This is a genomic window from Haloferax profundi (genome assembly GCF_001469865.1).
GTDB lineage: Archaea > Halobacteriota > Halobacteria > Halobacteriales > Haloferacaceae > Haloferax > Haloferax profundi.
In genome coordinates this window covers 1-13,990 of the sequence record NZ_LOPV01000092.1, presented here as the reverse complement: position 1 = coordinate 13,990, position 13,990 = coordinate 1, and the positions used below count along the sequence as shown (strand labels likewise).

The following is a 13,990-nucleotide window of genomic DNA, read 5'->3' as shown; positions in this document are numbered from 1 at the left end:
CTTCGACGACATCGTCGCGGCGGACAACTCCATCACCGCCGACTACCTCTCCGGCCGGAAAGACATCGACGTCCCCGACACGCGACGCGAGGGCGACGGCGAACTCGTCGTCCGCGGCGCACGCCAGCACAACCTCAAGGACCTCGACGTGCCCATCCCACTCGGGACGTTCACTGCCATCACCGGCGTCTCCGGGTCGGGCAAGTCCACCTTGATGCACGAGATTCTCTACAAGGGCCTCGCCCGCCGGATGAACGACAACACGTCGGTCGACCCCGGTGAGCACGACGGCATCGACGGGTACGACGAAATCGAGACGGTTCGACTCATCGACCAGTCGCCCATCGGGCGCACCCCGCGGTCGAATCCCGCGACGTACACCGGGGTCTTCGACTACGTCCGCGAACTGTTCGCGTCGACGAAACTCTCCAAACAGCGCGGCTACGAGAAGGGTCGCTTCTCGTTCAACGTCAAGGGCGGCCGCTGTGCGGCCTGTAAGGGACAGGGGAACGTCAAAATCGAGATGAACTTCCTCTCGGACGTGTACGTCCCGTGTGAGGAGTGTAACGGCGCGCGCTACAACGCCGAGACGCTCGACGTTCGCTACAAGGGCAAGACCATCTCGGACGTGCTGCAGATGGAAGTCGACGAAGCACTGGAGTTCTTCGAGGCGAACTCGCAGATTCGCCGGCGCCTCCAACTACTCCACGACGTTGGCCTCGGCTACATGCAACTCGGCCAGCCATCGACGACGCTCTCCGGCGGTGAAGCCCAGCGTGTCAAACTCGCCGAAGAACTCGGGAAGAAACAGACTGGCGACACGCTCTACTTGCTGGACGAACCGACGACGGGTCTCCACAAGGAAGACGAGCGGAAACTCATCGACGTGCTCCAACGCCTCGTCGACAACGGCAACACCGTCCTCGTGGTGGAACACGAACTGGACCTGGTGAAGAACGCCGACCACATCGTCGACCTGGGTCCCGAAGGCGGCGAGAACGGCGGTACAATCGTCGCCAGCGGGACGCCCGAGGAGATTGCGACGAACCCCGACTCCCACACCGGGCGGTACCTTCGCGACCACCTCCCGAAAGTGGACAAAGAGGGACCACGCTCGGACCGCCGCAAACCGGCGAAAGTGCCGAACGACGACTGAGTTCGCACGCGCCGTTCGAACACCCACCAATCGACTGGCGTTGCGGTTCGAACTTCCTTTTATTTCCGTCGGCATCCTCAGCACCGTCGGCACCCTCAGCACCGTCGGTACCCCCAGCACCGTCAGTTCCCTCTCAGCCCCGTCAGCCCCTCCTCAACGCCGTCGATACCACCAGTAACCCACGCCAGCGAGCGCGAGAATGGCGACGGCGGCCGGGAGGATGGGGAACGTCGTGGCCGGTTCGACCACTTCGACGGCTACTTGCTGGGTTCCGGTCGTCAGTTGTCGCCCGGCGTCGTCCGTGTAATTCACGTCGACTCCGACGGCCTGCGTCTTCGGAACTGCGTCGTCGCTCACTTCGAGGTCGAAGACGACCAGCCTCGTCTCACCTGCACCCAGTCGCGGGATGAACGATACGGCGTCCTCACTGGAGAGTGGTTCTTCGGCGACGAGTCGGACCGTCACGTCGGTCTGCGGCGTGTCTTCGGTGTTCGTCACCGCGAGGACGAGTCGCCCGGTGGAGTCGACTTCGAACGTCGCGTTCCGCGGTTCGACGGTGATGGTTGGGTTGCGCGCACTCGCCTCCGCGAGCACGTCGGCCCGGTCGAACGCTCGCATCTCGTCGCCCGGCGGTCGGTACTCGACGACGAACGGCAGTCGGCGCGGCCCCGGTGTCGCCCCTTCGGCGAGACCGATTGCGTACTCGAACTCGGCGGACTCGCCCGGTCCGAGCGTTCCGACGGTGACTTCGAGGTCGGTCGGTGTCATCGCCGTGCCGTTGGCGTCGAGACGAAGCACCCCGTCGCGGGCCTCGCTCTCGCCGACGTTCTCGACGGTGCCGCTGACGCGGCCAACCCCGCCGACGCGAAGGGTACTCTCTTCGATGGTGACGCTGAACGCCGGTCCGGCACCGGGGTCGAGGCCAGCGACGAGCGTCTCGGTCTTTCTGTCACCGCCGGGGTTGCGGAACGAGACGCCCACGTCGAGCGAGTACGGTCGGTCGAGGGCGTCGTCGGCGACGCGAGTTCGGAAACTCACCCGTTTGGTCTCACCGGGTTCCCACGCGCCGACGTACGCCTCCGCAGCAGGTGCCCCTGCCCCGAAGGTAATCTCGGAGTCGGTCGATTCGAGGGCGACGGTGGTCCCGGAGGCCGTCGCGTCGCCGACGTTCTGGAGTTCGAGTGTCAACGTCCCGGTGTCACCGACGGCGACTGCGGAATCGACGTCGACGAGTTCGAAGGCGGCGCCGCGAGTCGGACGGACACCAGCGACGATGGTTCGTGAGGTCCGTTGCTGTCCGTCTTGGTCTCGGTAGGTCACCGTCAACTCGACAGAGTAGTTACGGACGATGGCGTCGTCGGCGACGCGCGTTCGGAACTCGACGCGCTGGGTTTCGTCGGCCTCCCAGTCGCCGACGAAACTCTGTGCGGACGGCACGCCGTCACCGAAGGTGACCTCGGGGTCTGTCGAAGTGACGGTCACGGTGGCGTCTTCGGCATCGACTGGCCCGACGTTCGTCAGGTCGAACGCGATGGTGCCGGTGTCGCCGACGGCGAGCGTCGAATCGACCGTCTCCACGTCGAACGCGGGACGGCGCTCGACGACGACTTCGAGTTCGCGCGTGATGGTCCGACTTCGGTGGGTCGTCTGGACGTTCTCGTCGTCCACACGGACGGTCGCGGTGTAGTCGTAGGAGAACTCGACCGGAATCTCGTAGGTACCTGGCTCTGCCCCTTCTGCGACGCGGAGTCTGAGCGGCACGGGACCGGAGACGCCCTCCGGGACGGTCCCAACCGGGACTTCACCGCTGGCGACGGTTATCGGCCCTTCCGATTCGGCTTCGAACGTCAGTGCACGGGCGGTCTGGACGAGTGCTTCGTACTCTTCGGGGCCGTCTTCGGTGATGGTGCCCGTGTTGACGACGAACACCTCGACGACGGTTTCGGTGCCGGCGACGAGGCGGTTCTCGGGTGCGACGAGCGAGAGGTCGGGGCTTCCCGAAACGCGCGTCACGGCCGCGGCACTTCCGGTCGCACCCACGAGGGTGGACAACACTACGAGGGCGGCGAGGAGTGCGACGCTCAGTCGCTGTGTACGTCGAATCATGATGGGTACCAACCGGCGGGACGGCACCCGGCTCGGTCGATTCATATTAGTCAGGTGTAATATTAACACCCACTCCAACTCTCACGAGGTGGAAACGTCGCGCAAGGAATAGGTTTGCCGCACACCTACGTCGTACTATGACCGTCCCCGCCATCGACATCGAAGGTCTGACCAAGTTCTACGGGGACGTACGCGGCGTCGAGGACCTCGACCTCACGGTTCCAGAAGGCGAACTGTTCGGCTTTCTCGGGCCGAACGGTGCTGGCAAGTCGACGACGATTCGACTCATCTTGGGCTTCCTCAAACCGACCGAGGGGACTGCGAGCGTCCTCGGCGTCCCTATCGACGACCGAGAGGCGTTCATCGACGTTCGAAACGACATCGGCCACATCCCCGGTGACCCGCAGTTCTACGACGACGTGACGGGACGGAAGACGCTCGACTACCTCGCGAGTCTCTCCGGTGACGAACGACGGGAGGAACTTCTCGAACGGTTCCCGGTTCCACTCGACCGGCCGGTCCGCGGGTACTCACGAGGGAACCGCCAGAAACTCGCTATCGTCCAGGCGTTCATGCACGAACCGCGACTGGTCGTGATGGACGAACCGACGTCGGGGCTAGACCCGCTCGTCCAACAGGAGTTCTACGAGTTCCTCCGCGAGGAGCGTGACCGGGGGGTCTCGGTGTTCTTCTCGACGCACATCCTCAGCGAAGTCCGGGAGGTGTGCGACCAGGTCGCTATCATTCGGAAGGGTCGGCTCGTGGCCGTCGAACACATCGACGACCTCCTCGAACGGAGTGGGAAGGTCGTCACGGTCCAGACACCGGACACCATCGACATCGCGGACTTCGACTTCGAAGAGACCATCGACGCCCGGATAGAACCCGACGGGTCGCTCCGTCTCGTCATCTCGGGGAACTACGATGGCCTCGTGGACGCCCTCGAACGATACGACATCGATGACCTCGAAGTCCGCGAGACGGCCATCGAGGACGTGTTTATGCACTTCTACGACGCCGAGAACGGAGACGAATCTGCAGGCGCACGCGAGGGAACCGACGACGACCACCCTGTCGGGGACGATTCCGAACCCGAAGACGCGGAGGAAGTCGCCGATGCGTGAACTCGACATCGCGCTGTTCGAGTTCGACCAGCGACGGCGTGGCATCCTCATCGTCACCGCGTTACTCGTGGCGACAGTTGGCCTCACCATCGCCGTCTTCCCCTCGTTCGGGCAGGCGGACGTCGACTTCAACGAACTGCTGGAGTCGTACCCCGAAGAGTTCCGGTCCGCGTTCGTCGGGAGCGTCACCGACATCTCGTCGCTCGAAGGCTACCTCGTCGTCGAACTCTACCAACTGGTCTGGTTACTCATCGTCGGGAGTTACTTCGCCTACGCCGCGGGGTCACTCATCGCCGGCGAAGTCGACCGCAAGTCGGTGGAGTTCATCCTCGTCCGCCCGGTGTCGCGCACCCGCTTCGTCATCGGGAAGTTCCTCGCGATGCTTCCTGCTGTCGCCCTCGTCGATATCGTCGTCTTCGTGGCCGTCATCCTCGGTGCCGGTCTCATCGACGAAGATATTCGAATCGCTCGGCTCGTCTTGGTCCACGCCATTGGCGGCCTCTACCTCGTGGACTGCGTCGCAATCGGTCTCCTCACGTCGGCGTTCTTCCAGCGAGTCCGCCGAGCGCAGGGTGCCGCCATCGGCATCGTCTTCGGGACGTTCCTCCTCGACTCGCTGACGATGGACACCGACTACGAGTTCCTCGGGTCGTTGTCGCTCACGCGGTACATCGACCCCGGCGAACTCCTCGTCGCTGGCGACGTCGACTGGGGCGGCGTGGCCGTCTTGTTCGTCACCACGTGCGTCCTCGTGGTTCTCGCGGCCGAGGTGTTCGAACGCCGCGACCTGTCCTGAGTCGTCACCACGCGGGCTTACGGTCTTTTCCCGGTAGACGACCTCTCTTCTCGTATGCACCTCTACGCGGCAGCAGACGGCGCAGTTCTCTCCGTCTCGGGGACGACAGACGACACGAACACGCGCCGTCACCTCGATGGCCACCGAATCGAGTGTGTCGCAGCAGACCGGCGCGTCCCTGAACGAGCACTCTGCGGCACCTTCGACGCCGGCCTCTTCCGAACCACGGACGGTGGCGAGACGTGGCACGCTGTCGGCACAGACACGCTCCCCGAGTCGGTGACGAGTCTCGCCGTTTCGCCGGCAAACCCGGACGTGGTCTACGCCGGAACAGAGCCCTCGGCGGTGTTTCGGTCACTCGACAGCGGGGAGACGTGGACCGAACTCCCGCCGCTTTCGGACCTTCCGTCGGCGTCGTCGTGGGCGTTCCCACCGCGGCCGAGTACGCACCACGTCCGCTGGATAGAAGTCGACGCGTCGGACCCGGACAGACTCTTCGTCGCCGTCGAAGCGGGCGCACTCGTCCGCTCACTCGACGGTGGCGAGACGTGGCGTGACCGGGTGCCGTCCAGCAAACGCGACACGCACTCCATGACGACACACCCGGACCGACCGGGACACGTGTGGGCCGCCGCGGGCGACGGGTACGCCGAGAGCGACGACAGCGGCGAGACGTGGACGACGCCGACAGAGGGTCTCGAACACGGTTACTGCTGGAGCGTCGTCGTCGACCCGGCGGACCCACACTCGACGCTCTTGACCGCGGCGAGGAGTCCGATGCGCGCGCACTCGACTGGGTCTGCCGAGAGCTATCTGTACCGCTCTCGGGGCGACGGCCCCTGGGAACGCCTCGACGGGACTGGCTTGCCCACCGGTTCGGGTGCTACTCGCGCTGTCTTGGCGGCGGGCGTCTCGGGCGGCGAGTGCTACGCGGCAAACGACCACGGTCTGTACCAGACCACCGACTTCGGCGACTCGTGGACGCGACTCGATATCCCGTGGCGCGACGAGCGACGGACGGCGTCTGGACTCGCGGTCGTCGGGTGAGTCTGGCCTCAGCCGGGACCGTCCGACCGAAGCGAGAAGATTCATTGGTCGTCGCGTCAACGCCCGTGTATGTACGATTTCGCCGTCGTCGGCGTTGGTCCTGCCGGCGCGCGGTTCGCCCGTCGTGCGGCCGAGGCCGGATACGACGTCCTCGCACTGGAGAAAGGTGAGGTCGGTACTCCCCTCGCGTGCTCCGGGCACGTGAGTACCGATATCTGGGAGTACGTCCCCGACGAAGCGCGCGACCACCTCTTTCAGAACCGCATCTACGGAGCCGATTTCCACGTCGGCGGCCCCAACTCGAAGGCGTATCCCTTCTACAAACAGACGGAAGTCTCGAACGTCATCGACCGCGTCGAACTCGACCGGACGCTCGCCGACTGCGCTCGTGAGGCCGGTGCTGACGTTCGCGAGGGCCACACTGTTACCGCAATCGAGGAGTTCGACGACAGGGTCGAACTGACGGTCAGCGTCGCCGGCGAGGCTGGGACCGTCTCGTTCGACGCGAAGATGGTCGCCGGATGCGACGGTCCGACTTCCCGGGTTCGACGCTCGCTGGACCTCCCCGAACCGTCAGAGACGCTCCACGGCGTCCTCGCGTTCGACCCGGAACCGGACCACGGCGACTTCGTCGACGTTCACCTCACGGTCCCGCGGTTCTTCGCGTGGCGCATCCCCCGCGGCGACGCGGGTGTCGAGTACGGACTCGCCGCCCCGCCGGGTGCGGAGGTCAACGAGATGTTCGACGCCCTCACCGACACCTACGACGTGGAGACGGAGCACTTCTGTTCGGGGGCGATTCCAATCGGTCCGCCGGAGCGAACGACGACGCGACGCGCGTTCCTCGTCGGCGACGCCGCCGCGCAGACGAAACCGTTCACCGGTGGCGGGATTCTCTACGGGATGACCGCCGCCGACGTGGCCGCCGAGACAATCGACCCGGACGCCCCCGAGACGCTGGCCGACTACGAGTCCGCGTGGCGCGACGAACTCTCGACGGAGATTCGACTCGGCCACCTCGTGCGGAAGTGCTACTCGTTCCCCGAATGGCTCCAACACGTCGGTCTGTGGTCACTCTCCGGAGAAATCGGTGTCCACATGGACAAGCCAAGTTCGTTCTTCTCGCGCGAACACCTGAAGAAGTTGTTCTGACCGCGGACTGGCGGTGCCTCGCTCGCCGTCCCGCGTCTCGTTCCTCACTCCGGATACGTCGGAATCCGTGCCGAGCGAGCGCTCCCCTCGACGAACGGGAGCGATTCGACGGTGGCCGATACCTGTTCGTCGCCGACGCTGATGGTGAGGTCGTCGGTGCCGATGTCGTAGTTCACGAGTGCGAACCCGATGGGCGACCCGAGGTTCGGACTCTCGACGGCGCGGGTCACGGACCCGATGGAGGTGCCGTCGGCGAGTACGTCGGACCCGCCGAACGCGTCCATGCCTGCTTCCGGCAGTGCGTCGGCGCGGAACCCGACGAGTCGCCGCGATGGCTGACCGCGGTTTTCGACTTTCGAGACGACTTCTTGGCCGACGAAACAGCCCTTGTCGAAGTCGAGTGCGTTGCGGACGCCGACGACGTTGGGGATGTTTCCACGGAGTTCCGTCTCGAACAGCGGCGTCCCGGCCTCGGCGGTGAGGCTCTCCCACGTCTGGTAGCCGACGGGCACCGCGGGGTTGCCGTAGAACAGGAGGGCGTCGAATACGTCTTCGGCGTCTTTCGCCCGGCAGATGAGGTCGTAGCCCTCTTCGCCGGTGGGGTTGTCCGAGGCGATGACCGTCACACCGTACTCGCCGCCGATAGACCCGCGGACGAAGGTGAGTTCAGGTTCGGGCGCGCCGGCGCCCGAGAGGATGCTCGCCACCTTCTCGGTCGACTTCGACCCGTGGACGCCGAAGACGGCGAACTCCTCGGAGGCGTCGCGGATGCGGACGCGCTGGAGGAACGTCTTCGAACGCCACTCTTCGACGAGTGGTTCCGCGCGGTCCGGCGGAGTGAAGATGAGGAGTCGCTCGCCAGCGTTGTAGATGTACATCTCCGTCTCGATGCGGCCGTCGGGGTCGAGGAGGAGCGCGTAGACGCCTTCGCCGTCTTCTGTCGGGACGTTGTTCGTGACCGCGTTGTCGACGTACTCGACGCGGTCGTCTCCTTCGACGGCGACGACGCCGTACCCGTGTTCGATGACTCCGACACCGTTACGGACGGCGCGGTGGGTCCGGTCCGGTCGGCCGTAGTGACTTACAACCTCGACTCCACCGCGCGTCTCGAACGTCGCACCGTGGGCCTCGTGGATGTCGGCGACGAGTGTCATGACTCCCCGTTTGGCCTCAGCGGGTAAAACCCTCACACTCCGCGGTCGTTCGTCGCGGGCGAATCGGTGCCCTCGGGCTACAACCCGAGGCGTTCGCGCAGGCGGTCCAACAGCGTCGCGTCGTTCTTCATCTCTTCGCTCGGGTCTGGAACGACTCGCTCGTCTGGGTGGATGAGGACGCGTTGCTGCGCCTCTTCGACCACGATGAGGTTTTCCGACTTCAACGCCGACAGCGCGTCTTCGATGGTGTCGATGTCGGCATCGACGGCAGCTCGGAGTTCGAATACCGTCATCCCTTCGTCGTGGCGGTCGACGAGCGCGTCGAGTACCGCGACTTCGATGTCGCGGCGGTTCCGAAACTCCCGCCTCGCTCTCATAGCCGATACATCGTTCGCCTCCCGTTTACCTGTACCGACCGTCTGACACCCGTCTGACTGTCAGGGGGTAGCTTTTTGTTCCCGAATCCCGGAATCCTCGCGTAATGGGACTTACTTGCCGTCTTCTCGGGCACTCGTACAGTGACCCCGAGACGGAACGGGAGCGCGAGGAACGCGGTGACGAGGTGGTCGTGTCGATCAGAGAACTGCAAGTGTGTAGCCGATGCGGGCACGAACAGGTCATCAGCGAGAACAAAGAGGTCACGGCCATTCGGACGCCCGAAGAAGTCGGGATGACGGAAGGCGAAGTCGAGACGGCCGCAGCGGGGTTCGAACCGGCCAATCCAAAGCCGGGGACCGCCGAGGCCGGCGGTCCGGACGCCGACGCAGAGGCACCTGAGGAGACCGATACTGCGCCCGACATCGAGACGGCACCAGACCCGGAGACGGAGGCAGTCGCGGACGCCCAATCGACCCCGGACCATCCGGCCGTCGACGAGGCAGTCGAGGCTGACGCGGCACCTGAGGAGACCGAACCGGAAGTCACCGACGACGCCATCATCCTCGACGACGAGGACGACGACGAAGCCCAGCGTGACCGCACGCAGTGGCCCGACGAGGTTTCTGACGTCGATACCGACGAGTCGCCGCCTGCACCGACCCCCGACGGCGACGACGCGGAGTTCATCGACGCCGACGCGGACGCAGATGCAGATGCTGCTAGCGACCCACCGAAACCGACGCGCGAGCACGGCGCGTGGCCCGAAGCACCGGGCGAAGACGAAGGATGGGACGCGAAACCCGACGACGGCGAACCGGCCTCTGTCTCGTTCGGCGGCGGCCTAACGCCCGAATCGAACGGGTCTGTGAACCCGGCGTCGAACGGCGAGTACGTCGAAGCGGACGACGCCGACGACTTCGTTCGAGCAGAAGAGACGAGCCTCGAAGCGCCAGACCAGGCAATCGAGTACTACTGTCCGAACTGCGGACACTCGCGCGCGGCCTCCGCGTCGTCGATGCGGGCAGGCGACATCTGCCCCGAGTGTAAAAAAGGGTACATCGCAGAGCGCGAGGCCTGACCCCGCCACGCCATCACAGGCGTCGTAGAGTCGCGAAACAGGTAAACCATCCCCTCTCGAAAGTGGCCGCATGAAGGAGTACAAGATGCGTCGTGGGGAGACGCTCGAAGAGCGAATACCTGACATGGAAGCGACCGTCGAAGACTACTTCGGTCCCATCACGGGAACCGAGGAGTTCAAAGGGAGCGACCTGTACGTCGTCGGCGAACCGAAGAACCCCGTGTTCAAGCGTGTCGTCGTCGGTGCGGTCAAGTACAGCGGGAAGAAGGACCGCCTCGCGGTCAACTTCGAGGAGGCGGACCCGACCGACCTCTCTCCCGACGACCTCGAAGCGGCCGGTGAGGCCGTCAACGCGAAAAACGAGTTCCTGCTCGAAGCGACGGGCCGCGACGCGAAGTCGCGCCGTGACTCGATGAAGCGCGCTGTCGAAGACGACGCGCCGGACTACTAGACGAGTCCGCTTCGGATTCGAATTCTCTTGCACACCGTGACTGTCGAGCGTCACGCTCGCTCGACGTGGCGAACAGAGCGAACGCCACCGACGCGAGCGTCTCCGACAGAACATACATAATGGTACGACGTGTCGTGACACACGAGCGGCGGCAGACGGCGACGGGAAGAAATATTTTTTCTAAAGTGAGTAAAAATACCCGCCACGGTTAAGTGACATCGGGTCGAACGGCGTGGTATGGCCATCGAAACCATCTTACTCGCCGTCGGCGCGGGCGATGCGGACCGAATCGACCGACTCGCAGAAGAGACGATTGACGTCGCCGGACCGACAGGCGCGACAGTCGTCATCGGGCACGTCTTCACCAAAGAGGAGTACAACGAGGCACTCGACAACCTCGACTTCGACGTCACGGCCGAGGAAGTCTCGGGCGACGACGTCGCACGCCGACACGCGACGGTCCGCGAACTCGTCTCGAAGTTCGAGGAAGCAGATATCTCGTACGAGATTCGCGGGCCAGTCGGCGACCACGGAAAGAAACTCGTCGAACTCGCGGGCGAAGTCGACGCCGACCGCCTCGTCGTCGGCGGACGCAAACGCTCACCGGCCGGGAAGGCCGTCTTCGGGAGCCTCGCACAAGAGGTCATGCTCGAATCGCCGTGCCCCGTGACGTTCGTCCGTGCAGATACCAAGTAGCTTCCAGTCACGCGCTTTCTGTCCGGGGATACGTACATACCGTAGTGAGCCGTCATACCCCCCATGGACCACACTATCGACTACCGTCCAGCATTCGCCCTCCTGACCGTCTCGCTCGACGAAGGGGAGTCGATACGCTCAGAAGCCGGGTCTATGGTGAGTTACGCCGACGGTATCGACATCGAGACGAACGCCAACGGTGGCCTGCTCGGGTCGCTCAAACGCAGTGTCCTCGGCGGCGAGTCGTTCTTCCAGAACACGTTCCACGCACGGACTGCGGGTGACGTTTCGCTCGCCCCACCGCTTCCCGGTGACATCGTCCACCAGCGTCTCGAAGACGAGGCGATGTACGTCCAGTCGGGGTCGTACCTCGCGTCCGACGTCGCACTCGACCTCGACACCTCGTTCGGCGGTGCAAAGACGTTCTTCGGCAGCGAAGGCCTGTTCCTCCTGAAGTTGGAGGGGACTGGTGACAGTTTCCTGTCGAGTTACGGCGCCATCCACGAAGTCGAACTGACAGAGGGGGAACACTACACTGTCGACACCGGCCACATCGTCGCGTTCGACGGGACGACCGACTTCTCCGTCGAGGCCGTCGGCGGCCTCAAATCCACGCTCTTCAGTGGGGAAGGCCTCGTGTGTACGTTCACGGGACCGGGGACCGTCTGGCTCCAGTCGCGTAGTATGGACTCGTTCCTCTCGTGGCTCATCCCGAAACTCCCGAGCACGAACTCGGCGTAGTGACGTGGGAATCGCTACCGTCTCGCGAGTAAATCAGCGCGAAATCCCGCTTAGTTAAGTGGCGTGCGCATCCCTATGGTGACAATGGCGTACTACGTGGGTGTCGACCTTGGGGCGACGAACGTTCGTTCGGTCGTCGCCGACGACGAGGGAGAAATCCTCGGACAGGCCCGCGATGGAACACCTCGTGGGCCGACCGGTATCGCGGTCACCGAGGCGGTTCTCGGCGTCGTCAGGCGGGCGTGTGCGGAAGCAGGTATCGACCCGAGTGAAGCAGTTGCGTGTGGTATCGGCGCGATTGGGCCCCTCGATTTGGCCGAGGGTGCAGTCGAGAACCCGGCGAACCTGCCGGACACCATCGACCGAATTCCGTTGACGGGGCCACTCTCTGTGCTCTTGGACACGGACAACGTCTACCTCCACAACGACACGAACGCGGGCGTCATCGGCGAACGATTCCACTCCGACCGAAACCCCGACGACATGGTCTACCTCACTATCTCTTCGGGTGTCGGCGCGGGCGTCTGTGTGGACGGGCACGTCCTCGCCGGGTGGGACGGTAACGCCGGTGAAGTCGGTCACATGACGCTCGATCCGCACGGGTTCATGACCTGTGGATGTGGCCACGACGGCCACTGGGAGGGGTACTGCTCGGGGAACAACATCCCGAAGTACGCACGTGAACTCCACCAAGAAGACCCGGTCGAAACCGCACTCCCCATCGACGACCCCGACTTTTCTGCGGTCGACGTGTTCGAACACGCCGGCGACGACGAGTTCGCCGACCACGTCGTCGACCAGGTGGGACACTGGAACGCGATGGGCGTCGCCAACATCGTCCACGCGTACGCTCCCCTCATCATCTACGTCGGCGGTGCCGTGGCGCTCAACAACCCCGAGTTGATATTAGAGCCAATCCGTGAGCAGATGAGCGACATGGTGATGTCGAACATCCCCGAGATTCAACTCACGACACTCGGCGACGAAGTCGTCGTCGAGGGTGCGCTCGCGAGTGCGATGACCGCTGGAACCGGCGACCGGTCGCGACTGTAAGGTTTCGAGGATTCGACGGTTGCAGCGCTGCTGGAACCGGCGACCGGTCGCGACTGTAAGGTTTCGAGGATTCGGCGGTTGCAGCGCTGCTGGTACCGGCGACCGGTCGCGACTGTTCAGAAGTATGATACCGACCCGATAGCTCGACGTTCGAAGACGGCGCCAGGAACATTCGCCACTTCCTCTTTGGTTATCTCGCGTGATATTTAGCGGCGTACTCTTATAATGGTCCTCAGAAAATCCGATGACGTGCACCCGGCGGTGCCCACTCGATGGGTGCGTCGGTCGACGCGTCCCGTTCCCGTCGACTCGAACGGTGCACGGGCGTTCCACCGGAAGCTACGAACGGGAACTTGGTCGGTACCCCCCACCACCATTACCGACCGTCCGACCTCGCCGAAGTCTCTTCGGCGGGCAGACGGACTTCGTCCGTCGACGCCGATGGGGAATCTCCCACCACCCACCCGAATTCCCCATCCGGCGTCACTTTCGTTCTCACACGACTCCGTGGCGAGCGACGCCGTCCGACTTTTCACCTCTGCGACCCGAGTACGACCGTGGACCGTCGCCAATTTCTCCGTGTCGCCGGTGGCACCGCACTCGCCGGTGTCGTCGGCACGTCTCGCGTCGCCGACGCGCATCCCGGTCCCTTCGAACCACTCGGCCGCGTCGATATCGAAGGGGCGAAAGAGGCAGTCCTCTCTCCCGACGGACAGACAGCGCTCGTCGCCGCGACGAGCGGATACGCGACCGTCGATATCTCGTCACCAGACCGTCCGCGGGTCCTCGCCGAACGACGTGGCCTCCTCTCGGACCACGACGACGGTCCCTTCCGAAACATCTACGACGTGAAACTCGACGGGGACACACTCCTCGCTGTCGGCCCGGCGAATCCTCTTCCGGGTTCTCCCGCAGGCGTTCTCGTCGTGGACGTGTCGGACCCCGCTGCGCCGACCGAACTCACCTTCCACGAGACGGACTACCCCATTCACAACTGCTTCGCCGCCGATGGCCGCGCGTATCTGACCGCCAACGACGGCGACGAGAACCCACTCGTC

General features: G+C 64.4%; 13 protein-coding genes and 1 pseudogene. 11 read left to right on the top strand and 3 right to left on the bottom strand.

Going from position 1 to position 13,990, the window contains the following annotated elements; translation table 11 throughout:
* On the top strand, positions 1 to 1,156 hold a 1,156-nt coding region (locus tag AUR66_RS04495; protein ID WP_157532994.1), incomplete at its 5' end, for an ATP-binding cassette domain-containing protein.
* Between the two features lie 153 nt (positions 1,157 to 1,309).
* On the opposite strand, the gene AUR66_RS04490 is transcribed toward AUR66_RS04495, so the two are convergent.
* A complete protein-coding gene (locus tag AUR66_RS04490) occupies positions 1,310 to 3,262 on the bottom strand; it encodes a COG1361 S-layer family protein (protein ID WP_058571298.1) in 1,953 nt (650 codons plus the stop codon).
* 137 nt (positions 3,263 to 3,399) lie between these two features.
* Here AUR66_RS04490 and AUR66_RS04485 point away from each other — a divergent pair, with 137 nt between their 5' ends.
* The 4 genes from AUR66_RS04485 (at position 3,400) to AUR66_RS04470 (ending at position 7,381) form a co-directional block, all read left to right on the top strand.
* On the top strand, positions 3,400 to 4,386 hold the full coding sequence (locus AUR66_RS04485; RefSeq protein ID WP_058571297.1) for an ABC transporter ATP-binding protein: 987 nt from the start codon (positions 3,400 to 3,402) through the stop codon (positions 4,384 to 4,386).
* A complete protein-coding gene (locus AUR66_RS04480; protein ID WP_058571296.1) occupies positions 4,379 to 5,182 on the top strand; it encodes an ABC transporter permease subunit in 804 nt (267 codons plus the stop codon). The genes AUR66_RS04485 and AUR66_RS04480 overlap by 8 nt, the downstream gene beginning before the upstream one ends.
* A gap of 54 nt (positions 5,183 to 5,236) precedes the next feature.
* On the top strand, positions 5,237 to 6,229 hold the full coding sequence (locus AUR66_RS04475; RefSeq protein ID WP_058571295.1) for a WD40/YVTN/BNR-like repeat-containing protein: 993 nt from the start codon (positions 5,237 to 5,239) through the stop codon (positions 6,227 to 6,229).
* A 69-nt stretch (positions 6,230 to 6,298) separates the two neighbouring features.
* Positions 6,299 to 7,381 (top strand): geranylgeranyl reductase family protein, encoded by a 1,083-nt coding sequence (locus tag AUR66_RS04470; protein WP_058571294.1) that lies wholly within the window; start codon positions 6,299 to 6,301, stop codon positions 7,379 to 7,381.
* Between the two features lie 44 nt (positions 7,382 to 7,425).
* Here AUR66_RS04470 and ygfZ read toward each other — a convergent pair whose 3' ends face one another.
* Together ygfZ and AUR66_RS04460 are read right to left on the bottom strand one after the other, a co-directional pair.
* Positions 7,426 to 8,535: a CAF17-like 4Fe-4S cluster assembly/insertion protein YgfZ gene (gene ygfZ / locus AUR66_RS04465; protein ID WP_058571293.1), complete on the bottom strand. Its 1,110-nt coding sequence runs from the start codon at positions 8,533 to 8,535 to the stop codon at positions 7,426 to 7,428.
* Positions 8,536 to 8,612: 77 nt separating this feature from the next.
* Positions 8,613 to 8,912 carry a DUF6432 family protein gene (locus AUR66_RS04460; RefSeq protein WP_058571292.1) on the bottom strand — a complete coding sequence of 100 codons (300 nt, stop codon included), beginning with the start codon at positions 8,910 to 8,912 and terminating at the stop codon, positions 8,613 to 8,615.
* Between the two features lie 104 nt (positions 8,913 to 9,016).
* On the opposite strand from AUR66_RS04460, the gene AUR66_RS04455 reads away from it, so the two are divergent.
* The 6 genes and pseudogenes from AUR66_RS04455 to AUR66_RS04430 all read left to right on the top strand — a co-directional run.
* Complete coding sequence (locus AUR66_RS04455) at positions 9,017 to 9,991, top strand: DUF7093 family protein (protein ID WP_058571291.1); 975 nt, start codon at positions 9,017 to 9,019, stop codon at positions 9,989 to 9,991.
* 70 nt (positions 9,992 to 10,061) lie between these two features.
* A complete protein-coding gene (locus AUR66_RS04450) occupies positions 10,062 to 10,442 on the top strand; it encodes a DUF5611 family protein (RefSeq protein ID WP_058571290.1) in 381 nt (126 codons plus the stop codon).
* A gap of 237 nt (positions 10,443 to 10,679) precedes the next feature.
* The gene (locus tag AUR66_RS04445; RefSeq protein ID WP_058571289.1) at positions 10,680 to 11,138 is read left to right on the top strand and encodes a universal stress protein; all 459 of its coding nucleotides are present in this window, start codon (positions 10,680 to 10,682) and stop codon (positions 11,136 to 11,138) included.
* 63 nt (positions 11,139 to 11,201) lie between these two features.
* The gene (locus AUR66_RS04440; RefSeq protein ID WP_058571288.1) at positions 11,202 to 11,879 is read left to right on the top strand and encodes a TIGR00266 family protein; all 678 of its coding nucleotides are present in this window, start codon (positions 11,202 to 11,204) and stop codon (positions 11,877 to 11,879) included.
* An 84-nt stretch (positions 11,880 to 11,963) separates the two neighbouring features.
* Positions 11,964 to 12,932, top strand: a complete 969-nt coding sequence (locus tag AUR66_RS04435) for an ROK family protein (RefSeq protein WP_058571299.1) — start codon at positions 11,964 to 11,966, stop codon at positions 12,930 to 12,932.
* A 557-nt stretch (positions 12,933 to 13,489) separates the two neighbouring features.
* Positions 13,490 to 13,990, top strand: a pseudogene (locus AUR66_RS04430) (hypothetical protein); the annotation flags it as partial.

What these genes read in the sequence shown, in the direction of transcription:
- AUR66_RS04490 (WP_058571298.1), bottom strand. Translation starts at nt 3,262, where the DNA reads ATGATTCGACGTACACAGCGACTGAGCGTCGCACTCCTCGCCGCCCTC.
- AUR66_RS04485 (WP_058571297.1), top strand. Translation starts at nt 3,400, where the DNA reads ATGACCGTCCCCGCCATCGACATCGAAGGTCTGACCAAGTTCTACGGG.
- AUR66_RS04480 (WP_058571296.1), top strand. Translation starts at nt 4,379, where the DNA reads ATGCGTGAACTCGACATCGCGCTGTTCGAGTTCGACCAGCGACGGCGT.
- AUR66_RS04475 (WP_058571295.1), top strand. Translation starts at nt 5,237, where the DNA reads ATGCACCTCTACGCGGCAGCAGACGGCGCAGTTCTCTCCGTCTCGGGG.
- AUR66_RS04470 (WP_058571294.1), top strand. Translation starts at nt 6,299, where the DNA reads ATGTACGATTTCGCCGTCGTCGGCGTTGGTCCTGCCGGCGCGCGGTTC.
- ygfZ (WP_058571293.1), bottom strand. Translation starts at nt 8,535, where the DNA reads ATGACACTCGTCGCCGACATCCACGAGGCCCACGGTGCGACGTTCGAG.
- AUR66_RS04460 (WP_058571292.1), bottom strand. Translation starts at nt 8,912, where the DNA reads ATGAGAGCGAGGCGGGAGTTTCGGAACCGCCGCGACATCGAAGTCGCG.
- AUR66_RS04455 (WP_058571291.1), top strand. Translation starts at nt 9,017, where the DNA reads ATGGGACTTACTTGCCGTCTTCTCGGGCACTCGTACAGTGACCCCGAG.
- AUR66_RS04450 (WP_058571290.1), top strand. Translation starts at nt 10,062, where the DNA reads ATGAAGGAGTACAAGATGCGTCGTGGGGAGACGCTCGAAGAGCGAATA.
- AUR66_RS04445 (WP_058571289.1), top strand. Translation starts at nt 10,680, where the DNA reads ATGGCCATCGAAACCATCTTACTCGCCGTCGGCGCGGGCGATGCGGAC.
- AUR66_RS04440 (WP_058571288.1), top strand. Translation starts at nt 11,202, where the DNA reads ATGGACCACACTATCGACTACCGTCCAGCATTCGCCCTCCTGACCGTC.
- AUR66_RS04435 (WP_058571299.1), top strand. Translation starts at nt 11,964, where the DNA reads ATGGCGTACTACGTGGGTGTCGACCTTGGGGCGACGAACGTTCGTTCG.